The sequence below is a fragment of the Eubacterium limosum genome, assembly GCF_000807675.2.
GTDB classification, from domain to species: domain Bacteria; phylum Bacillota; class Clostridia; order Eubacteriales; family Eubacteriaceae; genus Eubacterium; species Eubacterium limosum.
Window position 1 is genome coordinate 520434 of record NZ_CP019962.1, and the last position, 22802, is coordinate 543235.

The following is a 22802-nucleotide window of genomic DNA, read 5'->3' on the forward strand; positions in this document are numbered from 1 at the left end:
TGTCAATTTGTATTATATCAAGTTTTTTGATGAGCGGAAAGGCAATAGCAAAATTTTGTTGTAAATGAACCAGTATGTATCTGTCCCATAAAAGTTTAACAAAGCTTTTTCTTTAAGCTTTTATCCTGAAAACCATTTTGGTTTTACTTGACATTAATTTTCCGTTCCGATACACTGGGATTACCCTTATTTTCTATTTGAAAAAAGAGAAAATAAGGGTATGTATCATGCATAAATACTACTGAAAAGAAGGAGCATCCCATGATTAAACACCTAAAGCCCTACCTCGCAAAATACCGCCTTCCGTCATTACTGGCGCCCCTTACGGTTATCGTTGAGGTTCTTCTGGAAATCCAGATTCCTTTTTTAATGGCTAAAATCGTGGATCAGGGTATCACAACGCGTGACCTGAGCTACGTTTTTCAAATTGGTGCCATCATGGTGCTGGTGGCCCTCTGTTCATTGCTTTTCGGCGTTCTTTCCGGGCGTTTTGCCGCCAAGGGTGCCATGGGCTTTGGCAGTGAGATCCGCAAAGCCGTTTTTGACAAAATCCAGGAATTTTCCTTTGCGAACATTGACCGTTTCAGCACCCCGTCACTGGTCACACGCCTGACCACTGATATTACCAATACTCAAATGGCCTACATGATGGTCATCCGTGTACTGGTGCGCGCGCCTGTTATGCTGGTCAGCGCTACCATCATGGCGGCAGCCATTAACGGTGATCTTGTCCGTGTTTTTCTCATTGTTATTCCCATACTGGCCATTGCCCTGGCCACGATGTCCACCCTGGCCTTTCCGCGTTTCAATGCCATGCTGAAAAAATATGATGGCCTGAACGCCCAGGTTCAGGAGAACCTCATTGCCATCCGCGTTGTCAAAGCCTTTGTGCGGGCCCGGTATGAGAAGAAAAAATTTGCTGAAGCCAATGACAGTCTCATGCGGGCATCTCTTGCCGCCGAAAAAATTATTATTCTCGGCATGCCTATCATGATGCTGACCATGTACACCACCATTATCGCCATCTTATGGTTTGGGGGCAACATGATCATCGGCGGTACGCTGCTGACGGGAGAACTCATCAGCTTTATTTCCTATGTGACCCAGATTCTCATGTCTTTGATGATGATCGCTCAGGTTTTTATTATGATCGTCCTCTCCCGTTCCTCTGTTGCCCGCATTGTCGAAGTGCTGGAAGAACCCATCAGCATCACGGATGAAACAGCCTCTCCGTCTCTTACTGCTGAGGATGGCAGCATTGAATACCGGAACGTTTCCTTTAAATACCAGGAGAACGCAGCCGAAAGTATCCTGACAGGCATCAATTTCTCCATTGCCTCGGGCGAGACTGTTGGGATTATCGGCGGAACTGGCTCGGCAAAAACCACGCTGGTTCAGCTCATTCCAAGGCTTTACGACGTAACGGACGGACAGGTGCTGGTCGGCGGCCATGACGTCCGGGATTACACCCTGGACCACCTGCGATCCGTAGTCGCTATGGTGCTCCAGAAAAACGTTCTGTTCTCAGGCACGATCAGGGACAATCTGAAATGGGGCGATGAGAATGCCACAGACGAAGAAGTCATCGCCGCTGCCAAAGCTGCCTGTGCCCATGACTTTATCATGTCCTTCCCAGAGGGCTACGACACCTACCTGGGACAGGGCGGCGTCAATGTATCCGGCGGCCAGAAGCAACGTCTCTGCATTGCCAGAGCACTCCTGAAAAAGCCCAAAATCATCATTCTGGATGACAGCACCAGCGCGGTAGACACCGCTACCGACGCGGCCATACGTGAGGGCTTCCGTCAAAATCTGAAGGATACCACCGCCATCATTATCGCCCAGCGTATATCTTCCGTCAGCGATGCAGATAAAATCATCGTGCTGGACGAGGGCCGTATCGACGCCATCGATACCCACGAAAACCTCTTGGAAAACAATGCCATTTACCGCGAGGTATTTCATTCACAGCAGAAAGGAGTTGAGGAATAATGCCAAAGAAAAAAAGCGTTCAAAAACCCAAAAACATCAAAAAAACACTGCTGCGTATTTTCAGCTACATGGCAAAACGCAGGCTGCTGCTGATCCTTGTCATACTCTTTGTCTTTATCAGCTCAGGCGCCACCGTGGCCGGCACATATTTCTTAAAGCCCATCATCAATCAGGGCATTGTGCCGCTTATCGGAAAACCTCTTACGCCTGGGGCACTCTTGCCTTTTATCCAGATGCTGCTGTTAATGGGTGGTATCTATCTGGCCGGCGCGGCCTGTGCCTATGCCTATAACCGGATGATGATCGTCATCTCCAACGGAACCCTCAACGCTGTGCGGCGAGACCTTTTTAACAGCATGGAGGACCTGCCCATCAAATATTTTGACACCCATACCCACGGCGAGCTCATGAGCCGTTATACCAATGATGTCGACACCCTGCGCGAGGCCATCGCCATGAGTCTTCCGCAAATGCTGACCGCCACTGTCACAGTGGCGGGAACCTTTATCATGATGCTGATCCTGAGCCCCCTGCTGACCCTCATCGTCATCGGCATGCTTGTGATCATGTACTTTGTGATAAAAATCGTGGGCAGCCGAAGCGCAAGGGGCTTCAAAGCACAGCAGAAAGCGCTTGGTGAAACCAATGGCTATATCGAGGAAATGATCGAGGGCCAAAAAGTTATCAAGGTTTTCTGCCACGAGGACATTGTCAAAAATGATTTTGCTGAGCTCAATGACAAGCTGAGAGGCGCTTCTACTCAGGCCCATACCTACGCTAATGTACTCATGCCCATCATGGGGAACCTCTCCTATGTGCAGTACGCTTTGACAGCCGCTTTCGGTGCGGTACTCGTTATCTTCGGCAGCATGGACTTAGGCTCCATCGCTTCGTTTTTACAGTACACACGCTCCTTCTCACAGCCTATCACCCAGATTTCCCAGCAGTTTAACGCGCTGCTGACCGCTCTGGCCGGAGCTGAACGGATCTTTGAAGTCATTGACGCTGAGCCTGAAAAAGACGATGGCTACGCGACCCTTGTCAACGTCTGTGAATCCGCTGACGGCGCACTGACCGAGTGTAAGGAAGTCACCAATACCTGGGCCTGGAAGCATCCGCATCACGACGGCACCCTGACCTATGAAAAGCTACGGGGCGATGTACGTTTCCACGATGTTACCTTTGGCTACAGCGATGACAAAATGGTGCTGCACAATGTATCGCTCTTTGCCAAGCCCGGCCAGAAGATCGCATTTGTGGGCTCAACTGGCGCAGGCAAAACCACCATCACCAACCTCATCAACCGATTTTACGAGGTTCAGGAAGGTAAGATCACCTATGATGGTATCAACATTAAAAAAATCCGGAAAGTCGATCTGCGGCATTCCCTCGCAATGGTCCTTCAGGATACCCACCTGTTCACTGGTACTGTAGCCGATAATATCCGTTACGGCCGTCTCAACGCCACCGACGAGGAAGTCCACGCCGCCGCTGAGCTGGCCAACGCCGACTTCTTTATCCGTCATCTCCCTCAGGGCTATGACACGATGCTGACATCCGACGGAGCAAACCTGAGCCAGGGACAGCGCCAGCTTCTGGCCATCGCACGGGCCGCTGTCGCCAATCCGCCGGTACTCATCCTCGATGAGGCCACCAGCTCTATCGACACCCGTACCGAAGCCCTCATTGAACGCGGTATGGATCAGCTCATGGAAGGCCGTACTGTTTTCGTCATCGCCCACCGCCTGTCCACCGTCCGAAACGCTGACGCCATCATGGTGCTGGAGCATGGCCGGATCATCGAACGCGGTGACCACGAAGAATTACTAAAACAAAAAGGAAAATATTACCAGCTCTATACCGGACAGTTTGAACTGGATTAAAAAAGAGGCCGCCTGGCCTCTTTTTCAGCTTTTATCAAAAAATTAAAACATACTTAATCACACACCCCGCATTGATAACCAGTCTCCAAACGTTACGCGGACAGCCAGCTCTTGTCAGAGAGTCCTCCGGCACATACGAGATCTTACTTACTGCTGCTTCCTTCCGGACCTGACAGGGTTCATAAGTTCATATTGCGAAGGGTCCAACCGTCAACACCGCTTATCCGCGGCAGACTCCAAATTCTGGCACCTCTTTGGGGAATTCAGCCCTGCTGTAGCGGATTGCAGGTTACAGGGCACCGCTAGTTCCCCGCCTAGTGTGATTAAGTATGTTTACTGCGAATACGCAGTGAATCTACAATATTTCATATTATACAGAACAACCTCTTTACTGTCAAGGGCTTTAAGCAGAAACAAGAATTGCCCAAACCGCTGGTGTTCCACTGACGGTTTGGGCTAACCAAACTTTACTACCTTTTCTGTTTCATCATTATTGCATTCCCATCAATACCAACGTCACAGTCAGTATGCACTTCCCATGTGCCTTTCAATTATATAAAATCACATAGGTGTTTGCACATACAAAATCCCGAAATCCAGAGCTTTCTTTTTCATATTCTCTCTTCTAAAAACGCTTTGTCTCTCTTTTTTTCTACATTTTCTTTTTTCATAAATATTCCTGTAACGGGCTCAATGGCCACAGCAACCAGGATACCACAAGTCAATCCCAAAATCACACCAATCAGATTCTGCCCCCCTTGAGAAAAAGTGACTGTCAAACCAGCAAAGACAAGCGGAACTACGTTGAGCCAGGTCTTTGCCAGCGGGATCATGTGCACAGCACAAACCACAAAAGTAATAACCAGAGTGCACACACCTGTTACCACACCAATATTTAAACCAGCGTTCCTCATAAGACCATCCATTTGCAGATAAAGCAAGGCCCATATAACCCCGCATATCATACAGCATAAATAATTTGGCGTTTTTTTAAGCTCTGCTCCGGATGCAAAAGTAACCCCCAATCCGATAAAAATAGGCCACATAAGATTTCCAAAAGGCCCTATTTGATAAATTCCCAGAACCAGTCCGGCCAACACTCCCGACACTAAGCTCATTTTCAGCAAATAGCTGGTATTTTCATTCATTATTTTTCCCCCTAGCTAATTAAAAAAAATACATAGCTATAAACAAGCTCTTCCATTCCCTGCAGACTATCCATGGCATACTCTGCAGCCACTTCCGGTATTTCATATTTTTCAAGCGTATCCGCAGGATTTCTGTAGTATTCTGATTTCATCTGATCTCCCCCTATGCATAAACAGCGTACTCTTTGACAAAGCGGAGCACTGCTTTTAAATTTTCAGGATTAATATCCCGAACCGTTAATAAATTTTTGTCCAGTGTGAAAATGTATTTCCCACCCGGAGCCAGAACATCCACAATTTCCTTAGCTTTATCCAGACAATCTTTCTCCGTTCCTGTTTTCAGCACACTCATAGGGTAAAAGCCCGCTAAAATATGTTTTTTTCCAAGCTTTTTCTTAATCTCTGATGGGTCACCCTCTTCAAAAATCATCATTGTGTTTTCCGGCAGATCAAAGAGATAATCATAATAACGGGACCAGTCTTGCTCAACAAAGATCGTCGCGCCCACTCCTGCTTCGTCCAATGCTTCTACATATTTTTTAAAGGTCGGCCAATAGAAGCGTTCAAAATCTTTTGTGCGCATATATGGTGCCATATGCAAAGGTATAAACGTTCTCTGATAACGACTTGAATTTGGCTTGATTCCTGCTTTCACCATACACGGCAGTAGCGCTTCACAGGCAGCCTCTACCTTATCTGGGCAGCGTCTCATATCTTTGCTGATACCAGTAAAAGAACGAAGCTGATCAGACAAAACATCAAAAGGTGTGCAGGCGGCTGTGCAGGCCATATTATAAATGGCCTTTCCATGCTTTTCCGCAATTTCCAGATATCCTTTATCAAGGTGATCCATAACTGAATAAAAGGTAAACATCCCCTTCGCAAAGGCAGATTTTCCTTCAAAACCTTCTTTACCAAACTCATTGTAAATTTGCGGCAACGCTTTATCACAAATCGTTTTGAATGGATCTTTAATTAAATCATCATAGTCATTTTCATTCAGACTTGTCACCTCCGGGTGCTGCAAAAATCCATCTCCTCCCATGACAAAATTTTTTGCTCCCAGTACTTTATACATCTGTGGGATACGCACCATCGTTGCAAAAATTGAGTCTGTATCAAAATCTTTTGTTGTCTTTTCTATAGCCTCCAAATTTTTTTCAATACTATACTGTTCTCTTCTTAAATCAAATCCGACATAGCCCAAACAAAAAGAATTATCTCCTGAACTGAGAATCGGAACTCGCTCTGGCATTTTTCCATCAAAAACATCTTCAAACAGCTGATTTTTTTCTGCTGTTATTTTTCGACTATTCATATATTTCCCCTTAATTTTTATATTTACTTGCAAGTAATTACCTGTGAGTAAATATATCAGAATTTTAAAAAGTTGTCAATAATAATTTGCAACATGTTCAAAATTATGTTTTAATATTTAAGTAATTAGTCGGAGGTAAAATACATTGAAACGCAAGGAAAACGGCAATACTAAACAAAAAATTTACGAAACTGCAAAACGTCTCTACATTGAGCATGGGTATTTTAATATTTCCAACAAACGTCTCTCAGAGGAGTCCGGTATTAACCAGGGCCTGATCACCTATTATTTTAAAAGCAAAAAAAATATAGCTCTTGCTGTATTAACAGAAGACTACTATATTCTTTCTGGCTATTTAAAATATTTTATCACGCCTGAGGATGATCCTTTGATTTATATTGTCACCTTTATGAACGTCACCTTCCAAATTAGAAAACATGACCCCAAAGCCCGGCGTTTTATTTCTGATGTCATGCAAGAGGATCTTCTTGAAGAGTTTGCCTTCATTAATCAAAAAGCAGAGTATTTGAAACTTTTAAAAAAGAGCAACTGTTCTTCAAAAAACCTGGCAACTCAGTTAAAGCTGGTTTTAGCGACGGTATATGGCACACAGCGTACCATCCAGCGGTTAATCAATGAAAGTATAGAACTTAGCTATGATGAGTACTTTCGGTATATGATTGAGATTCTGCTGTTCGCTTTGCGTCTTCCGGTTACACAAGATATGGTTGATACCTTGATCCACAAATCCGATCAAGCCACAAAACAGTTATTTGAAACTTATCCTCATTTGCTGAATGAAGCTGATTATCTTTACAAAAAATAAAAAAAAGAGCTCTCGCTCTTGTTTTCAAATTATGGCGGACAGGGAGGGATTCGAACCCTCGGTACGCTATTCACGTACACACGCTTTCCAGGCGTGCTCCTTCAACCAGCTCAGACACCTGTCCGCAGATGCAGCTGCTCTCTTTTTTGAGACGCTATTTTATTGTAAGCACATTTAATAATTATAATGGCAAAGCATGCATTTGTCAATCCTTATTTCTCTAATTTTTTCAAAAATGGTTCGCAGCCGACAAATTTAGATTAAATAAAGACAGCAGGCGGATAATTATGGTAAAATACAATTAAAGGACAGTGAAATGCTCGAATACTTAGAGTCGGTGGATGCTGTCAAGCAGTGGCTGCTCAGCTTTGGCGGCTGGACACCGTTTATTTATTTTTTATTTCAGATTCTCCAGGTCATTATTGCGCCGATCCCTGGCGGCACGACTACTTTGGTGGGTGGCGCGCTTTTCGGCTGGATAAAGGGCTTTCTGCTCAGTGAAGCAGGTATTATGATCGGAACCGCCGCTGCCTTTGGCATTGCGAAAAAGCTGGGACGCCCGGTTATTTTAAAATGTGTTCCATCCAAATGGACAGATAAGCTGGACAGCATCCGTGACTCCCGGCTGAACATGGTTTTGTTTTTAATCTTTCTGTTTCCCGGCTTTCCTGATGATATTTTCTGTTATCTGGCCGGTCTTACCAAAATGAATTTTAAAAGCTTCATACTGATTGCCCTGCTGGGGCGTACCCCAGGATTTTTGATGACAACTCTTATGGGAGCAGGTATCATGCAGGATAACCCGGTTCGTCTGGTTGTTGTCCTCGGGCTGTACGGTATTTTTGCCGGCGTGTTGATTTTTAACAAAAAACGAATGGAGAACTATCTTGAAAACAGTAAAAAACACAAAGGAGATCCTTCTTAAATATGGACAATAAAGACGCCAAACAGTGTCACCGGCTGTTCCTCAGTGAACTGGCAACCATGGTGGTCTGCGGCTATCTGGTATACCTTCTCTCCACCACTTTGGAGGGCGGCCTTGATATCCGTCTCATTTTGCCGGGGGCCGTCTTAATTTTTACTTTACTCCAGGGCTGTGGCTACTGGCTGTACCGTGACCAGGCTGCCTCTGGCAAATCGGTCAACCGGACAGCTGTTCTTCGGATTTTTTCCCTGCTCAAACGGGTTACACCCGTTGTGATAGGGCTTTATCCCTTGTTTTTATTGGTGCTGCTGTTCGCAGACCGGAGCGCATTATTTGTTCCCTTTAACCTTTTTGGGCTGATCCTGTTGTTTTTCTCAATCGCCGAATACGTTAATTATTATTACTTCAGTATGAATATCTGGAACTTCAAAACGCGCTCCCCATCGGATTTATCTGTAGAGCTGGCTGCGTTTAACCAAAAGGAGGAATGAAATATGCGCATAATTATTGATGGTGACGCCTGTCCTAAAGGCGTCCGGACGATCTGCGAAGAGACCGCTGTCTCTTATCAAATTCCGCTGTTGATGGTCGCCGACACATCCCACGACCTTGAGGGCGACGACGACTGTGAGGTTATCCGGGTAGATCAGGGCCGGGACGCCAGCGACTATAAAATTGCCGGTATGGCTGAACCACAGGACATTATCATAACCCACGACTATGGCTTGGCTGCCCTTGTTCTTGAAAAGGTCACGGCGGTGCTCAGCCCTTCCGGCTTTGTGTACAGCACTGCAAATATTGACGAGCTGCTTTATCAGCGCTTTTTAAATCAAAAACAGCGCCAGGCAGGACACGCTGCCAAAATAAAAAAACGGACGCCGGAAGACGACGCCGTTTTTAAACGGATGCTGATGACCTTTGTGGCACCTGTTGAGCTGATTCAGGAATAATTTAATCACCCACCCCAAGATCGGTGTTATTCATCAACACACAGATTTTGGGGTCTTTTTTCAGTTTGGGCAGGCTGTATCCGGTAAACCAGCGGATCAGCTCCGAGTCGGCCTTTACAGCAGTGCTGTTATCATTAAAAATATTGACATAGACGCGTGAAAAATACTTTACAGCGATGGCAATATCTTCCTCAAACTGTTCTGGCGACTGGCCGGCCATGCCGAAAAGCAGGCAGCATTCATCATAAATTTCCGCAATGGCGGAAGGTGCCCGGTTATAGCCTATCCCCTTGTGCATAACCGCTTCCCGGTATTGTTCGTCAAAAGTCTCAATGCCAATGCGCGGATGAAGTAAAATGCCCTCTTTGGCCAGTTCATCCTTTAAGACTCGTGTTTTTTCATGAAGGAGCCAGTGGCTTTCCATATGCAGATGCCGGATTTTCCTTTGACGGCAGATCTCAAGCACCCTTTTTTGGGTTGCCTCTGGCAGTTCAAAGTATGAGCCTGAATTAAGCACCACAAGACGGCTAAACTCACCTGTAACCTGTTCTAATACGCGGCCGTTCAATGAAACAGATTCCGAATCCGGCCCGCTGTCCATATGGTAGTCACAGAAGCTGCACTTTTTCCAGAAGCACCCCCGGCCCATGAGCAGAACGATCTCCTGGGGCAGGGCGTCTTCAGGCAGCCGGCTGTAGCGTTCCTCAAACTTCATTTTAAAGCCCCAGCGCAGCAGCCCATTCTTCTTCTTTAAAGCCTACAAGCACTTTATCTTCAAAGATCAGCTCTGGCCTTTTAACAAGCATACCGTTGGTGGACAGTACCTTCGCCATTTCTTCCCGGGTCATGGTTTTCACCTTGTCCTTCAGCGCCAGCTCCCGGTAGGCCATGCCGCTTACGTTAAAAAATTTTTTTGGTTCTCCGCTGTAAAGCTCCATCCACTTCAGCAATTCCTCTTTTGTAGGATTTTCCTCCACAATATCCCGCAGCTCATAATCCACCCCTTGGGCTTCTAAAAATCGTTTAGCTTTCTGACAGGTTGAGCATTTAGGGTAACATAAAAAAATAGGTTTCATTTACTTTCTCCTTGCATTATATACTCACGGCAGCCACTCTCGACTTCAATTTCTTCTTCCTTTACTTCAAAACCCATCTGCCTGTAAAAATTGACTGCCCGGCTATTTTTCGCATAGGCGGCCAGTGTGATCATTCCTTTGTAATGCTCGAGGGCGTATTCCATCAGCCCACGGCCAATGCCCTGATGCCAGCAGTCTGGATCGACAAACAGAGCACCAATATGACGGCCTCCAACCACAGCGATAAAACCGTTGACCGCATTATCCTGTTCATTCACATAAACTTCGGACTGGGGAATATAATCCTTTTCCACCACTTCGGCGTGACGTCTCCAGTAATCCTCCGGAATAAAAGACTGCCCTTTAATACAGGCGTCCAGCCAGATTTCCATGACCCGTTCAAGGTCTGCTTCAGTCATTTTGCGGATCATTTCAGTACAGCTCCGTTCCCTCTGAGCGAAGCTTGCGCTGCCACTCGCCATAGAGCATTTCCAGCTCGTCGCTGTAGTCTTTACCGCCCTGATCATCCTCATCATATTCCAGCTTTTCTAGGACCACCACTTCAAAGGCGTCCTTTCCAAAGCGTTTCCAGTCCTTGTTCAGGTCACGATTACGCATAAAGGTTTCCATATTCAGCTGAAAAACATCACTGTTGATCTTTCCTTTAATATTGTTTGTCGCCTCTAAAAATGCTTTGCCTGTTTCAATATGACGGATAACAAACAGCCCCATTTCCGGACGGTAATTTTTATATTCTTCTTTCAGTTCCTTTTTACGGTCCATATTCATTTTAATACCCCATTTCTTTTAAAATGCGCGACAGCGTTGTCAGCCGCTCACCTAAAAGCTCGCCGTCTTCCGCCAATGCCTGCGCAAAAAGCTTAATGTCCGCATCAATCATTTCATTGTCTGTATCGACTGCGATGGTCATGGCGTCTCCCTGAAGTCCTACTCGGTCGATCACCGGATTTTCCGGATCATAAAGCTTATCGTGGCGGTAGGAATCTTCTCTGAAATACTGTTCTGTCCGGCAGATCAGTATGGCCAGATCGATAACCCGGTGCAGGGGCAGTTCCTCAGACTGCCGTGACCATTTTTCTCCGGTGTAACGCCATACCTTGGCGGAAGCGTCCACTCGTCCCCGGTCATTCCACTGGGCCAGCCCCAGTGAAAGGCCTTTGGCATCACTGTCATAGGCCTTTCTTCCATCAATTTCCTCATAGTTTTCAACCTCAATAACAGGCTTATGTTTTAAATGTGTTGGTATCTTCATACTGTTTATCCTTAAATTTTATTTAGTAAATTACTAAATTTAGTAATTTACTACTTCCAATTATACGCACAATTTAGAATTTGTCAAGTTTCTTAAAAACCCATCTTCTCAATCTCTACCACCTTATCGGCCCAATCCCGATAAAAGGCGGCTTCGTGAGATACCAAAATAACGGTGCCGTCAAAATCCTGCAATGCTTCCTGAAGGCTTTCCTTTGCCAGATAATCCAAATGGTTGGTGGGTTCGTCAAGAATCAACAGGTTGCAGGGCGACAGGGTAAGCTTGCAGAGCTTTACCCGGGACTGCTCACCGCCGCTCAGGGTGGTGATGGGCTGGAGAACATGCTCGGCCTTGACGCCACAGCGCGACAGGGCAGAGCGTGTCTGCTTCTGCGACAGCTTCGGAAACGCTTCCGTAATGATTTCCAACGGCGTCTGCCCCTCTCTATCCCATTTCAAATCCTGTTCATAATAGCCAATGACCACATTTCTCGCAAACTCAAAACTTCCAGAGATGGGCGAAATTTCACCAATCAGGGTTTTCAGCAGCGTCGATTTGCCGATACCATTAAAGCCGGTAATGACCACCCGCTGGTTCTGCTCCAGCACAAAGTGCAGTTTTGGCAGTAAGGGATAGTAATACCCCACTTCCAGATCCTTAACCTCCAGAATCCGCTGCGCGGTGATTCCAGTGGATTTAAAACGGATCACCGGCTTGGTGAGGCCGGTCGGCGGTGCCATACGTTCGATTTTATCCAGTTTTTTCTGGCGGCTTTTGGCCATGGCCGCGGTGGAGGCCCGCACTTTATTCTTTGCAATATATTCCTCAGTCCGTTCGATGAGTTTTTTCTGGCTTTCATACTGCCTGATATATTCTTCCCGTTTCTGTCCCTTCTGTTTCAGAAAGGCGCTGTAGTTACCCTGGTACTTGGTAATGGTGCCAAACTCGATATCCCCGATACAGGTGGTTACCTGATCCAGAAAATCAAAATCATGGGATACAAGAATAAAAGCGCCTTCAAAGCTCGTGAGATATTTCGCCAGCCATTCTACATGCTCTTTATCCAAAAAGTTGGTGGGCTCATCCAGAAGCAGCACTTCTGGCTTCTCGAGAAGCAGCTTTGCCAGAATGACTTTTGCGCGCTGCCCGCCGCTCAGCTTTTCAAGAATTTTATCCATACCGATGGCCGTAATGCCAAGCCCCGCCGCCACACGGTAAATATGGCTTTCAATGGCATAGAAATCCCGGTCCTCCAGGGTTTCCTGCAAATTGGCCGCCTGGTTGATCAGCTTTTCGCTGGTATCCTCCACCATTTTTTCGTACAGGCCGTTTAACCGCTCCTCCATCCTGTATAAATCGGCGTAGGCCTGTTTCAGATACTCAAAGACTGTAATGCCCGCATCTACCTGGGCATACTGGTCCAGATGCCCTACAGAGGCCTTTGGGAACCATTTGATCAGGCCGTCATCCGGGATGACTTCCCCAATCAGGGTTTTGATCAGAGTACTCTTTCCCGCACCATTTTGCCCGACCAGCCCCATATGCTCTCCATTGTACAACTCAAAGGAGGCGTCGTGATATAATACCTTGTCTCCATAGCTGTGAGACAGATTTTTTACTTCCAGTAAACTCATTGTGATCATTCCTTTCAAATATAAAAATTCCAATAAAAAAGAGAGCGCACAGCGCTCTCTGCCTGAGGGGTTTTCTCCCGCTCCAAACAAAAAGGCTGCGGATGAAAACATCATCCACAGCCCGTTATCCTAAATTGCTGCCCTCCGGTAAAAAGTGCGCACAAAACAAAGCTGCCCGGGGCCGCCTGATAGCACTTTTGACCGATGAACTGATGGAGGCTATGCCTCCGGATTAAGCTCCGCACAATGTCTCATCGTTATCCATTTGTTCGGAGCCTTTGCAATTGTAAGTGTCATGATAAAAATTTCCTTCGCTAAAATCGAACGGTATTGATTATACTCCCAATTCAGATTTTTGTCAACTTCAGCTTGCCAGTTCCTGACGTTTATCTGCTTTGGGGTTAAGAATAAACTTTTCCAGCGCATAGGCTACGCCGTGCTCGTCATTGGTTTTTGTAATAAAATCTGAAATTTCCTTAACACGGTCAATGCCATTCTCCATGGCTACGGCCAACCCGGCATGCTTGAGCATTTCATAGTCATTGTTGCTGTCGCCCATGGCCATGACCTCGGTACTTTTAATATTCAGGTGGCGGCACAAATGCTTTAATCCGTCCCATTTATTGGCTGTCGGGTTGTTGATTTCCAGATTGTTTTCCACAGCTGATGTGATGGTCAGATCCGTGGTATTCTCAAGAACAGCTTTAAGCTCACTCCGGTTTTCCATATGGCTGAAAAAGATGTTGAACTTTTCAACAGAATGGCTGTATAAAAAATCAAAATAGTCTTCGGGATCAGCTATGGTGTGACGGGTTTCCCTGAAGAAATCCCAATAGGCCTCGGGTACATGAAACCTGCTGAGATCTTTCATGCAGTCCTCGATCACAATGGTTCTTCCGCCCACATAGGCCTCGATCATCAGATCATATTGCCTGAGCACCTTCAGCACTGTATCTAAATCCTGCTTTGTCAGGGGATTTTCATAAAGAGTCCTCTTACGGTTCAAGTCTGTTACCTGCGCACCGTTTGATGTAATGGCGTAGGAGACCCCATCGATGTCTGTAATCTCTTCAGGCAGCTCTCCAAACACTCGTCCGGTTGTCGGCACGACAATGATTCCCTGGCTGACGGCCTTTTCAATGGTTACGATTGTCTCGCGCGCCAGTGTAATATCACTCTGAAGCGTGGTGCCATCCATATCCAATGCTACTAATTTAATTCCCATCGCTTTGTTCTCCTTGATTTTTATTCCACCATGATTCTATCACTTTTCCCTGATAATAAGAAGCCGATTTTTGTTAAAAAACGGCTGAAAACCGTTGCCAGTTTACATCAAACCTTTTCACAACAAATGGAAATAGACAAACAGACATTAAAAAAAGCAGGCGTCAGCCTGCTTTTTATCAGTTTTCTACTTTGTCAAATTTCTGAACCTTGAAGGTATGTTCGCCGTTTGGGAACACGACTTCCAAAAGCTTTTTATTGTCGGTAAAATTCATTTCGGTAAGTACGGGCTGGTTCGCTCCGTTGACCCCCCATCCAATGACATAAGCATCCTTCTCGTTGTCAACCTTCTGGGCGCTTCCAAATTCGGAGGAAGTGTATCCATCCATGCTGTATTCTTTAAAATCAATAACTTTTTTGTTGGTTTCATCAAGCTTATATTTGAGCACACGGGTTTTTCCAGTGCTCTGGCCATTGTCAAAGACAACCAAATAGCCATCGTCGGTTAAGGAGAGACTGCTCTGGCCAGAGGTTTTCTGATGATCGGCCAGGCCAAATTCATCACCCTTGCCCGAGAGCTTCCAGAGAATGTCCCCGGTGCTGCGGTCGATTTTCGCAATGGTATTGGCGTTTTTAAAAGATACGATCAGATTATTGTCTGACGGGTCCAGTATCATGGCATTGATATGCAGATAGTCCTGAGGTTTCATATTGCTGTTCGCAAAATCATTGCCCTTTTCGCTGAGCGCGTACAACTCCGGATGATCAGTGGATTTCCAGGTAAAGACCGGTTTCCCGTCCTTGACTTCCTGAATAACCGCTGCCACTACCTTTGAGCCAAGAGGATTGGGATTTAATTCCGCTGGAATATTATCCACAGTTTCTGCCACATAGGATTCCGTAATCCAGTTTTTATCCCCAAGAAGAACAAAGTCATGCCCATCGACCGGGTCACCCATAACCTTTTTATCGTGATTGGTTTCATTCGGGTCCAGCAAAGAGATACGGGCGCCGTCACGTTTAACTTCCTTGTATTTTTCATCAAGAACCACACGTGTTCCCGGCAGATAATCTGTCAGACCCATTGTGCTGACGTCCGGGTCAACGATCTGGTAGCTGTAGCGGATATCGCCGTTTTCCAGCTTATGCTGTCTGAAATCTGTGAAGATTTTACCGTCAGCCTGTTCTGGGGTCAGGGCCACATACCAGGTAACATTGCCGTTCTGGTCCAGCTTATACATGGCGGCTTTTTCGGTGTCTGTCACATAAAAATCGCCTTCGTAAGGGCTCTGGCCAGTCGCCAGCATTTCCGGCAGCTGCTTGGAAAGGGTTCTCAAGTAAATCGTGCGGGTATCTTTACCGTTGGTTACGACCATCTCCAGCACTTCATTGCTGTCGATTTTCTTGACGGTTACCTTTGCTTTTTTATTGGTCTGGAGCTTTGCCTCATTGACCTCAATGGATGCTCCGGCATCGTTCATCAGAATAAACTCATTTTCACGTTCCGTTGTAAGGCTGGGAATATCATAGGTTGCCCCGTCCTCATTAAGCGGAATCTCCACCGCATAGCCGTTCACGCTGATGTGAACAATTCTGTCCTGCAGCAGCGTAATGTCTCTTCCGGCATACGCCAGAGCCACGCTGACCATAATGATAAGCACAAGCGCCAGGCCCGCAGCCACTGCGAGAACCTTTGCTGATTTGTTCATAGTTTACCTCCTCAATCACTTCCGATAATATTGATATCAATGTTCTACTTGTATATGTAACACCCGCTTGAAAATCAGCCGTTGCCGGCGGCAGGCGCTTCCTCACATAGAGCGTGCAGCTCTGTATTTACCCTGTTCAGGTCTGTCTCATTTGCCAGAGCCACAATGGTGTCGCTTGGCCTTATTTTAGTGTCACCCTTGGGGATCAGTTCTTTTTCTCCCCTTCGGATAGCCACCAGCAGGCAATTCTCCGGCCATTGAATTTCCCAGATACGCTTTCCGACCAGACCGCAGCTGTGGTGTACAGAGACAGCGATCAGCGTTTTGTTGCTGGTTTCCGGAACTGGCTCTTCACCGCGTCTCGCGACAATACGGTCAAGCAGCATTTCATAGACCGGTTCAGATTTAAGCGCTGCCGCAGTGATCTCAGCAGTGATGGCGACAACCGACAAAGACAGCAGATGGGTAAAGGAGCCAGTCATCTCAGAAATCAGGACGATTCCTGTAATAGGCGCGCGGACAATGGCAGTAAAGTAACCGGCCATTGCCAGAATGATAAAATTATTGATGAGCTGCGGGTCCATCCCCATTCCCCGGACAACGACCATGCCATAAAATCCACCGATGTACGCGCCCAAAACTAAAAGAGGAAAAAAGATACCGCCCGGCGCACCGGAACCAAAGCTGAACATGGAAAAAATAAACTTCACCACCAGCAGCAGCAGGATCATGGTCAGGGGCAGATTACCCGGCGCCAGAAGCTCGATCATCATGTGTCCGCCGCCCAATACCTGGGGCAGCGTAAGGCCCAGAATCCCAGCCATTAAAAATGGGATAACCGGACGGAATTCAGCTTTTAAAAAGGTCATCCTGGCGTATAAATCCTGGGTACCTGCCAGCACCTTATTGTAAAAAGCGCCGCCTGCTCCCAGAATAATTCCCAAAAGAATGATAAAGCCATAGTATTTCAGCGGAATCGAGGAGTCTACCCGAAACTGAAATACCGAACCCAGGCCAAAAACATATTTTGAAACAAAGTCTGCAGTGACGGAAGCCGTCATGGCAGAAAAAAGTACGGTTGCTGAGAAGTTTTTGTGAACCTCCTCCAGAGCAAACATAATGCCTGCCAGCGGCGCGTTAAATGCCGCTGCCAGCCCTGCGCTTGCCCCGCAGGTCATCAGGTAGCGTTCTTCAATGTTAAGGCGTTTAAAAATCCTCGAAAAGCCCTTGCCACCCATGGCGCCAAGCTGCACAGACGGGCCTTCACGCCCCAGGGATAACCCCCCAATAATGCAGAGAATCCCCCCTACTAATTTTCCGATGATAACTTTGAGCCAGGGCTCTTCAAAATATCCCTGAAGCTCCCCTTCTACCTGGGGAATACCGCTTCCTGAGATCATCGGCTCCCACTTGACCATTCTCCCGACAATTACCGCCATAACGATAAGGGCGGCAAACCATGCCGCAATGGCCCAGTGGTGTTCACCCGCGTAGGATAAAATAAAGCTCATGTTCTTCTCTGAAAAGTTCAGGGCCAGCCGGTAGATAATCGCGATACCGCCTGCGATCATACCGACAAATATCCCCTCCATAGCCAAGAGGTATTTCATATTACGCGTATGGGCTATTAAATTTTCTGTGCTGTTCTCAACAGGCTTAAACACTTCTCTCACCTTTAAATTTCCTTAGAAATCTTTATAAGTTTACCATAATTTGAAAAAATATACAAATATTGAGGACTTTTTACGCCTTCTATAAATGGTTTTTCTTAAAAAATTTAATACAAAAATAAGAGGCCGCCGCCGGTTCACCGGGACTGCCTCTTGAAATAAGGAAAAGAAATGTGTGTTAAGCTTTTTTACTAAGACGCCAGCATATTCTCAAGCGCCTGTACCTCGTCACCCGTCACGCCCATGCGGCTGCCGTCTTTTCCGAACAGCATGGCGTCACTGCGATCAAAGGCCAGTTCCACCTGTGGCGGCAGGGTATTCCAGCAGGTCGGCGTCTTGACATTAACCTTGCCAAAGCGCGTCTCAAGATGATAGATGGACTCTCCGCCCAGCTCTTCTTTTGACAGGACAGAGGCTGGCAGCCGGAAGGCATCCTTCCTTCCGGCACTTCCGATTTTAATATTTTCCGGACGTACACCAAGATAAAAGTGATTCATGTCAATGATATTGGTGGGCGGCGCGCCGATAAACTGCGCCACAAAGAGATTGGCAGGGTTGGTGTATATCTCCTTCGGGGTTCCCTTCTGCATAATCTCCCCCTGGTTCATGACCACGATATAAGTACCCATGGACATTGCCTCAACCTGGTCATGAGTGACGTATAAAAAGGTGTTTTTGACCTTTTTATACATTTCGATGAGCTCAAAGCGCATCTGAGTTCTTAGCTTAGCGTCCAGATTGGACAAAGGCTCATCCATGAGAAAAACCCGCGGGTCTTTGACAATGGCCCGGGCCAGCGCCACACGCTGCCGCTGTCCGCCGGACATCTGGGCAGGCAGTTTTTCTGCCTGGTCCGACAGATCAACCATCTTCAAGACGTCGTCCACCATTTTTCGGCGTTCCTCCTTTGGGATTTTCTTAATCTTCAGTCCATACTCCACATTTTTAAAAACGCTCATATGGGGATAAAGGGCATAATTCTGAAAAACCATGGCGATCTCCCGGTCCTTCGGCTCGCTGTCGGTCACATCTTTATCGTCGATGAAAAGCCCGCCGGAGGTAGGCGTCTCAAGACCTGCGATAATCCGGAGCAGCGTTGATTTTCCGCAGCCCGATGGCCCCAACAGAATTGTAAAGGAGCCATCCTCAATTTCCAGAGAGATATCCTTTAATACCTTGGTTTTGTTAAAATCCTTCACGAGATGCTCTATCGCTATTTTTCCCATGCTTTATACTCCTCTCACAAGCCTTTCCTTCAGGTCTTCTGTCTCTCCGGCAGAAAGGCCGGCTTCCAGAAAATACTGTCTCGCGCTTTTGAAATACCGTTCCAGATAGTCCAGCGTTTTTTCCATATATTCGGGTTCTGAACCCAAAAGCCGCGCTGCCACCAGGTCCATCGCCTCACTTTTCTGGAGCCCCGGAGGCTGCATCCGCCGAAATTTTTCACGCATGAGCTCTGCACTTTTAGCGTAGCTGTCCACTATGAGCCGCCGGTCTACGCCCGCAAGTCCCAGCAGCAGCGCTGCGGTCACTCCGGTTCGGTCTTTACCCGCAGTGCAGTGGAACACCACGCCGCCGGGCGCATTTAAAATAATCTGACCAATTTTTTTAAATCCAGCGGGCTGGTTTTCCAGCAGGTCAATGTATAATTCCGTCAGTGTTGGCAGTTGTGTGATATCCTCTAAATCAGCCGCGCTCTGGTTCATAAGGGACAGTGTAATATAGTCAAAATCCGCATCTGAAGCTATCACGTCCGGCACTGCGCTCCGCTCCTCTGGCGTTCTCAGGTCAATGATTGTGGATATTCCCAAATCCTTCATGCAGGTAACATCCCGCTCAGACAGCTCACCCAGAGCGTCCGCCCGGTAGGCTACCTCATAACAGGTAGCGCCGTCTGTCCCTGGAAAACCGCCGAGATCTCGAAAATTATGACATCCATCCAATTCGATCTGGTATTCTTTATAGTCAAGCATTGTTTACTTAATCCCCCATTTCACAAAAGAGTCGACAATCTGCCGCTGCATAAAAAGATAGAGCAGCAGAATGGGAATACATGAAATTGTAGTGGCTGCCATCAAAGCCCCCCACATATTGGTGTCTGAGCTGACAAAAGTCCGCAGGCCAATCTGTATTGGGGCATTCTCCAGCTTTGATGTAATGAGCATAGGCCACATATAATCGTTCCAGGAATTGATAAACAGTAAAATTCCCAGGGAGGCTACAGAAGCCTTAATATTTGGCAGGATAACGCGGCTCAGAATTCCCCACTCACTGTCGCCGTCCATGCGGGCTGCGTCGATGAGCGCTTTGGGAAAGGCCTCAAAAACCTGAAAGAGATTCAGAATCGCAAAGGCTGTGGCCGCTGTCGGCAGCACAATTCCCAGCAGGTTTTCCTTCAGCCCCATATTGACAATGGTCACATAGTTGGGAATCATGATGGCCTGAACAGGTATGAGCCAGCATAGGCTCAGCAGCCCGTAGATCAGCTTTTTACCTTTGAAATCCCAACGTGTCAGCGCATAGGCCGCCAGCAGGCTAGTGCACAGCTGTAGCGTCGTCATCAAGACCGACATGACAATCGAATTGCCAAGCATCCGCCAGATAGGCATACTCTGAAAGGCATAGATATAATTATTGAAGGTCGGCGCTGCGGGCAGCAGTGCCGAGCCAAAAATCTCCGCTTCATTTTTAAAGGAGGAGACAATCATCCAGTACAGGGGAAACACCGCGATAAAGCTGAGCAGGATCAGCAGCGCGTGCTTTACTCCGGCCGAGGCCTTGCGGCTGGCTTTTATGGTTGTTGCTTTCATAGATGCCTCCTAATTATCATAAAATACAAACCTGGCCGAAAGCCGGTTTAACAGCAGGGCGATGATCCCGAAAATAATAAAGAAGATTACCGCCGAGGCTGAGCTCATGCCCACATTCAGGGATGAAAAGCCATACTTGTACATCTCATAGTAAATATTGGTGGTGGTACCGTACGGGCCTCCCTGCGTCAGCAGATCGATGTAGGCGAAGGTCCACTGGCTGGCAAAGAGAATACTCATCATCAGCATAAAAATGACAGTGGGCGAGATCAGCGGCAGGGTAATAGTCGTAAACTGGCGCAGCTTGGAGGCTCCGTCAAGACGGGCCGCCTCAAAGTAATCCCGGTTAATCCCTGTCAGTGCCGCCGAAAACATCAAGGTGCTGAAACCAATCATTTTCCAGCCTGTGATGAGCAGAATCGTCATGCGCGCCACGCCTTCTGTCAGGAAAAAGGAGATGTTGGTATCACTGATTCCCAGACCCACGATGAGCTGATTGATGAGTCCGCTGCTGGGGTTCAGCAGCCAGCGCCAGATGGTGGCTGTGGCAACCGGCGCCATAATCATGGGAATAAAGAACAGGGCGCGGTAAAAATTCTTGGCTTTTGAAGGAAGGTCATTGGTGGCAGACGCCAGAAACAGCGGAATAATCACTGAGAAAGGCAGCAGGCCAACGATATAAAAGACAGTGTTTCCAATGGAGGTAAAGAAATCCTTGCTGGTCAGCAGCTTGGTAAAATTGGAGATACCTACAAACCTCGGCATGGTTCCCGGCACCATGCCCCAGCTGTGAAAGGCGTAATAGACAGTCTCTGCCAGAGGCCTGTAGAGCCAGAAGGCAATGAGCACAAGAGCGGGCAGCAAAAACAGCCAGGGTTTATAGTTAAACTTAAATTTTGGCCTTGGCTTTATCCGCTCCCCTGCCCTTTCAATATCCGGCGCCAGGGTATAAACCTGGGCCGGAAGCTTTAAAAAATTTTTCATCTGTTCATCACCTTATTGTTAATTGTTCTTTAGAAGGTCATTCATCTGCTTAGCCGCGTCCGATAAAACAGTCTGAACATTGCCTTCAGTGATGGACTTGACAGTAGCGTCAAGGAATACCTGATACTCTTCCTTTGCTCCAGTTCCTGGCCAGATGGTCACTGGTTTGATTCTTTCAAGCTGCTTCAGGTTTGTTTTGACAATGGGGTTCGCGTCCACAAAATCCTTGAGATAAGCCGGATCTTCGGTAATATCCATTCTCAGCGGCAGATAGCCGATTTCAGAAGTGATGATGGTGTATCCTTCCTTTCCGGTAGCGTACTTGATAAACTCCCATTCGGCCGCAGACTTGGTCGGATCATCTGAACGGACGGCCAGGCAACTCCCGGAATTTACCGGAACAGAGGCTTTATCACCAAACTGCGGCATTTCTGCGCCTAACAGCTCCCAGCCGCCGGCCTTTGCCGCGCTCTGATAACCGCTGAGCAGAGAAGTGGACTGGAGATTCATGGCCACGTTGCCAGCCATAAAAGCATCCATGACATCCTTGTCGCTGCCTTTTACCGCTGCGCCGCTGCTGTAGAGCTTATTCCACATTTCATAAGCCTCAACAGCTTCTGGGCTGTCAAACTTCGCCTCGGTTTTATCGCTGCTCAGCACCTCGCCACCGTTTGAAAAGATCAGTCCCTCGCTGATCCAGCCATTATCCGGCGCGAGGCCAAAGCCATCTTTACCGGTTTTTTCCTTGATCTGTACCGCTGCTTTGTAGACGTCATCCCAAGTCTTTGGCAGATTTGTTGTATCCAGGCCTGCCTGTTCAAAAAGCCCTTTGTTGATGTAGAGGATCGGTGTGCTGAAGGTAAAGGCCAGCCCGTACATCTGCCCGTCAATTTTCCCGAGTTCCAGAGCATTTGGAATCATCTGACCTGTATGCTCTGTCAGCTCATCCGCAGGAAACAACTCTTCATAGGATTTAAAGCCAAGGTTCAGCCGGGAAGCGTCCAGCATTCCAAAAGCGTGCTGGACAATATCCACCTCCATACCCGCGGCGATATCCGCGCTGTTCTGGCTCATGTTGTTGTCCACAACGCCCTTAACAACAACCCCCTTTTCCTTACCGACTGTCTCATTAAAGCTGCTGATCAAATGCTCCATGCCAGACTTCATGGTTGGGTATCCCAGGCTGTAAGAATAAAAGGTAATCTCGGTGGGATTATCAGGATCAAGCTTTCCTGATGACGCGTTGACCGCTGAATCGCTGCCGGCTCCTCCAGTGCCTGTACTGCTGCAGCCTGCCAGAGTTGTGCCTGCGACCGTTGCCGACAAAATAACGCCTAAAATGCCCTTAACAAATTTATTCATTTCATTGCTCCTTTTCTT

General features: G+C 47.2%; 24 protein-coding genes, 1 tRNA gene and 1 other RNA gene. 7 read left to right on the forward strand and 19 right to left on the reverse strand.

Going from position 1 to position 22802, the window contains the following annotated elements; all coding sequences use genetic code 11:
* Positions 1–261 precede the first annotated feature (261 nt).
* Entirely contained in the window at positions 262–1992 is a 1731-nt protein-coding gene (locus B2M23_RS02345) for an ABC transporter ATP-binding protein (protein ID WP_038353189.1), read from the forward strand.
* Positions 1992–3875: an ABC transporter ATP-binding protein gene (locus tag B2M23_RS02350; RefSeq protein WP_038353190.1), complete on the forward strand. Its 1884-nt coding sequence runs from the start codon at positions 1992–1994 to the stop codon at positions 3873–3875. The genes B2M23_RS02345 and B2M23_RS02350 overlap by 1 nt, the downstream gene beginning before the upstream one ends.
* A 57-nt stretch (positions 3876–3932) precedes the next feature.
* Here B2M23_RS02350 and ffs read toward each other — a convergent pair.
* From ffs to B2M23_RS02365, 4 genes are all read right to left on the reverse strand, one after another.
* An RNA gene (gene ffs / locus B2M23_RS02355) (signal recognition particle sRNA large type) lies at positions 3933–4198 on the reverse strand.
* A 288-nt stretch (positions 4199–4486) separates the two neighbouring features.
* Positions 4487–5023 carry a DUF1097 domain-containing protein gene (locus tag B2M23_RS02360; protein WP_038353191.1) on the reverse strand — a complete coding sequence of 179 codons (537 nt, stop codon included), beginning with the start codon at positions 5021–5023 and terminating at the stop codon, positions 4487–4489.
* Between the two features lie 11 nt (positions 5024–5034).
* Positions 5035–5175, reverse strand: a complete 141-nt coding sequence (locus B2M23_RS21070; protein ID WP_013382647.1) for a hypothetical protein — start codon at positions 5173–5175, stop codon at positions 5035–5037.
* An 11-nt stretch (positions 5176–5186) separates the two neighbouring features.
* Positions 5187–6341: a uroporphyrinogen decarboxylase family protein gene (locus tag B2M23_RS02365; RefSeq protein ID WP_038353192.1), complete on the reverse strand. Its 1155-nt coding sequence runs from the start codon at positions 6339–6341 to the stop codon at positions 5187–5189.
* A gap of 145 nt (positions 6342–6486) precedes the next feature.
* Between B2M23_RS02365 and B2M23_RS02370 the strand changes: the two genes are divergently transcribed.
* A complete protein-coding gene (locus B2M23_RS02370; protein WP_038353193.1) occupies positions 6487–7167 on the forward strand; it encodes a TetR/AcrR family transcriptional regulator in 681 nt (226 codons plus the stop codon).
* Positions 7168–7199: 32 nt separating this feature from the next.
* Here the strand turns inward: B2M23_RS02370 and B2M23_RS02375 are convergent.
* Positions 7200–7291: transfer RNA gene (locus B2M23_RS02375), tRNA-Ser, on the reverse strand.
* Between the two features lie 192 nt (positions 7292–7483).
* Here B2M23_RS02375 and B2M23_RS02380 point away from each other — a divergent pair.
* Genes B2M23_RS02380 through B2M23_RS02390 form a run of 3 tightly spaced genes read left to right on the forward strand, consistent with a single transcriptional unit; the run spans position 7484 to position 9042 of the window.
* Positions 7484–8092, forward strand: coding sequence for a TVP38/TMEM64 family protein (locus B2M23_RS02380; protein ID WP_038353194.1), 609 nt, complete (start codon positions 7484–7486; stop codon positions 8090–8092).
* A 2-nt stretch (positions 8093–8094) separates the two neighbouring features.
* Positions 8095–8583 carry a hypothetical protein gene (locus B2M23_RS02385; protein WP_038353195.1) on the forward strand — a complete coding sequence of 163 codons (489 nt, stop codon included), beginning with the start codon at positions 8095–8097 and terminating at the stop codon, positions 8581–8583.
* Between the two features lie 3 nt (positions 8584–8586).
* Entirely contained in the window at positions 8587–9042 is a 456-nt protein-coding gene (locus B2M23_RS02390) for a YaiI/YqxD family protein (RefSeq protein ID WP_038353196.1), read from the forward strand.
* A 1-nt stretch (position 9043) separates the two neighbouring features.
* Here B2M23_RS02390 and B2M23_RS02395 read toward each other — a convergent pair whose 3' ends face one another.
* From B2M23_RS02395 to B2M23_RS02420, 6 genes are all read right to left on the reverse strand, one after another.
* Positions 9044–9757 (reverse strand): radical SAM protein, encoded by a 714-nt coding sequence (locus B2M23_RS02395; RefSeq protein WP_038353197.1) that lies wholly within the window; start codon positions 9755–9757, stop codon positions 9044–9046.
* 1 nt (position 9758) lies between these two features.
* A complete protein-coding gene (locus tag B2M23_RS02400) occupies positions 9759–10118 on the reverse strand; it encodes an arsenate reductase family protein (RefSeq protein ID WP_038353198.1) in 360 nt (119 codons plus the stop codon).
* Positions 10115–10549, reverse strand: coding sequence for an N-acetyltransferase (locus tag B2M23_RS02405; RefSeq protein ID WP_038353199.1), 435 nt, complete (start codon positions 10547–10549; stop codon positions 10115–10117). Before B2M23_RS02405 ends, B2M23_RS02400 begins: the two co-directional genes overlap by 4 nt.
* 1 nt (position 10550) lies before the next feature.
* On the reverse strand, positions 10551–10907 hold the full coding sequence (locus B2M23_RS02410) for a GIY-YIG nuclease family protein (protein ID WP_013382656.1): 357 nt from the start codon (positions 10905–10907) through the stop codon (positions 10551–10553).
* Between the two features lies 1 nt (position 10908).
* Entirely contained in the window at positions 10909–11391 is a 483-nt protein-coding gene (locus B2M23_RS02415) for a DUF6530 family protein (RefSeq protein WP_038353200.1), read from the reverse strand.
* A gap of 92 nt (positions 11392–11483) precedes the next feature.
* Positions 11484–13025 (reverse strand): ABC-F family ATP-binding cassette domain-containing protein, encoded by a 1542-nt coding sequence (locus B2M23_RS02420; protein WP_038353459.1) that lies wholly within the window; start codon positions 13023–13025, stop codon positions 11484–11486.
* A 101-nt stretch (positions 13026–13126) separates the two neighbouring features.
* On the opposite strand from B2M23_RS02420, the gene B2M23_RS21655 reads away from it, so the two are divergent.
* On the forward strand, positions 13127–13261 hold the full coding sequence (locus B2M23_RS21655; protein WP_278286445.1) for a hypothetical protein: 135 nt from the start codon (positions 13127–13129) through the stop codon (positions 13259–13261).
* Between the two features lie 128 nt (positions 13262–13389).
* Here the strand turns inward: B2M23_RS21655 and B2M23_RS02425 are convergent, their stop codons facing one another.
* The 8 genes from B2M23_RS02425 to B2M23_RS02460 form a co-directional block, all read right to left on the reverse strand.
* A complete protein-coding gene (locus tag B2M23_RS02425; RefSeq protein ID WP_038353201.1) occupies positions 13390–14250 on the reverse strand; it encodes a Cof-type HAD-IIB family hydrolase in 861 nt (286 codons plus the stop codon).
* A 178-nt stretch (positions 14251–14428) separates the two neighbouring features.
* Positions 14429–15958, reverse strand: a complete 1530-nt coding sequence (locus tag B2M23_RS02430) for an aryl-sulfate sulfotransferase (RefSeq protein WP_038353202.1) — start codon at positions 15956–15958, stop codon at positions 14429–14431.
* Positions 15959–16032: 74 nt separating this feature from the next.
* Entirely contained in the window at positions 16033–17631 is a 1599-nt protein-coding gene (locus B2M23_RS02435) for a ClC family H(+)/Cl(-) exchange transporter (protein ID WP_081571074.1), read from the reverse strand.
* Between the two features lie 188 nt (positions 17632–17819).
* Complete coding sequence (locus tag B2M23_RS02440; protein WP_038353203.1) at positions 17820–18854, reverse strand: ABC transporter ATP-binding protein; 1035 nt, start codon at positions 18852–18854, stop codon at positions 17820–17822.
* 3 nt (positions 18855–18857) lie between these two features.
* The gene (locus tag B2M23_RS02445; protein WP_052237355.1) at positions 18858–19601 is read right to left on the reverse strand and encodes a tyrosine-protein phosphatase; all 744 of its coding nucleotides are present in this window, start codon (positions 19599–19601) and stop codon (positions 18858–18860) included.
* Between the two features lie 3 nt (positions 19602–19604).
* The gene (locus tag B2M23_RS02450; protein ID WP_038353204.1) at positions 19605–20438 is read right to left on the reverse strand and encodes a carbohydrate ABC transporter permease; all 834 of its coding nucleotides are present in this window, start codon (positions 20436–20438) and stop codon (positions 19605–19607) included.
* A 9-nt stretch (positions 20439–20447) separates the two neighbouring features.
* Positions 20448–21422 carry a carbohydrate ABC transporter permease gene (locus B2M23_RS02455; protein WP_038353205.1) on the reverse strand — a complete coding sequence of 325 codons (975 nt, stop codon included), beginning with the start codon at positions 21420–21422 and terminating at the stop codon, positions 20448–20450.
* A gap of 18 nt (positions 21423–21440) precedes the next feature.
* Positions 21441–22784 carry an ABC transporter substrate-binding protein gene (locus B2M23_RS02460; RefSeq protein WP_038353206.1) on the reverse strand — a complete coding sequence of 448 codons (1344 nt, stop codon included), beginning with the start codon at positions 22782–22784 and terminating at the stop codon, positions 21441–21443.
* Positions 22785–22802 lie beyond the last annotated feature (18 nt).

Bases quoted from the DNA above. Each gene is read 5' to 3' on its own strand.
- B2M23_RS02460 (WP_038353206.1), bottom strand. From the start codon at position 22,784: ATGAATAAATTTGTTAAGGGCATTTTAGGCGTTATTTTGTCGGCAACG.
- B2M23_RS21655 (WP_278286445.1), top strand. From the start codon at position 13,127: ATGAAAACATCATCCACAGCCCGTTATCCTAAATTGCTGCCCTCCGGT.
- B2M23_RS21070 (WP_013382647.1), bottom strand. From the start codon at position 5,175: ATGAAATCAGAATACTACAGAAATCCTGCGGATACGCTTGAAAAATAT.
- B2M23_RS02350 (WP_038353190.1), top strand. From the start codon at position 1,992: ATGCCAAAGAAAAAAAGCGTTCAAAAACCCAAAAACATCAAAAAAACA.
- B2M23_RS02415 (WP_038353200.1), bottom strand. From the start codon at position 11,391: ATGAAGATACCAACACATTTAAAACATAAGCCTGTTATTGAGGTTGAA.
- B2M23_RS02345 (WP_038353189.1), top strand. From the start codon at position 262: ATGATTAAACACCTAAAGCCCTACCTCGCAAAATACCGCCTTCCGTCA.
- B2M23_RS02445 (WP_052237355.1), bottom strand. From the start codon at position 19,601: ATGCTTGACTATAAAGAATACCAGATCGAATTGGATGGATGTCATAAT.
- B2M23_RS02390 (WP_038353196.1), top strand. From the start codon at position 8,587: ATGCGCATAATTATTGATGGTGACGCCTGTCCTAAAGGCGTCCGGACG.
- B2M23_RS02405 (WP_038353199.1), bottom strand. From the start codon at position 10,549: ATGATCCGCAAAATGACTGAAGCAGACCTTGAACGGGTCATGGAAATC.
- B2M23_RS02360 (WP_038353191.1), bottom strand. From the start codon at position 5,023: ATGAATGAAAATACCAGCTATTTGCTGAAAATGAGCTTAGTGTCGGGA.
- B2M23_RS02385 (WP_038353195.1), top strand. From the start codon at position 8,095: ATGGACAATAAAGACGCCAAACAGTGTCACCGGCTGTTCCTCAGTGAA.
- B2M23_RS02430 (WP_038353202.1), bottom strand. From the start codon at position 15,958: ATGAACAAATCAGCAAAGGTTCTCGCAGTGGCTGCGGGCCTGGCGCTT.
- B2M23_RS02410 (WP_013382656.1), bottom strand. From the start codon at position 10,907: ATGAATATGGACCGTAAAAAGGAACTGAAAGAAGAATATAAAAATTAC.
- B2M23_RS02380 (WP_038353194.1), top strand. From the start codon at position 7,484: ATGCTCGAATACTTAGAGTCGGTGGATGCTGTCAAGCAGTGGCTGCTC.
- B2M23_RS02420 (WP_038353459.1), bottom strand. From the start codon at position 13,025: ATGAGTTTACTGGAAGTAAAAAATCTGTCTCACAGCTATGGAGACAAG.
- B2M23_RS02455 (WP_038353205.1), bottom strand. From the start codon at position 21,422: ATGAAAAATTTTTTAAAGCTTCCGGCCCAGGTTTATACCCTGGCGCCG.
- B2M23_RS02440 (WP_038353203.1), bottom strand. From the start codon at position 18,854: ATGGGAAAAATAGCGATAGAGCATCTCGTGAAGGATTTTAACAAAACC.
- B2M23_RS02395 (WP_038353197.1), bottom strand. From the start codon at position 9,757: ATGAAGTTTGAGGAACGCTACAGCCGGCTGCCTGAAGACGCCCTGCCC.
- B2M23_RS02425 (WP_038353201.1), bottom strand. From the start codon at position 14,250: ATGGGAATTAAATTAGTAGCATTGGATATGGATGGCACCACGCTTCAG.
- B2M23_RS02450 (WP_038353204.1), bottom strand. From the start codon at position 20,438: ATGAAAGCAACAACCATAAAAGCCAGCCGCAAGGCCTCGGCCGGAGTA.
- B2M23_RS02365 (WP_038353192.1), bottom strand. From the start codon at position 6,341: ATGAATAGTCGAAAAATAACAGCAGAAAAAAATCAGCTGTTTGAAGAT.
- B2M23_RS02400 (WP_038353198.1), bottom strand. From the start codon at position 10,118: ATGAAACCTATTTTTTTATGTTACCCTAAATGCTCAACCTGTCAGAAA.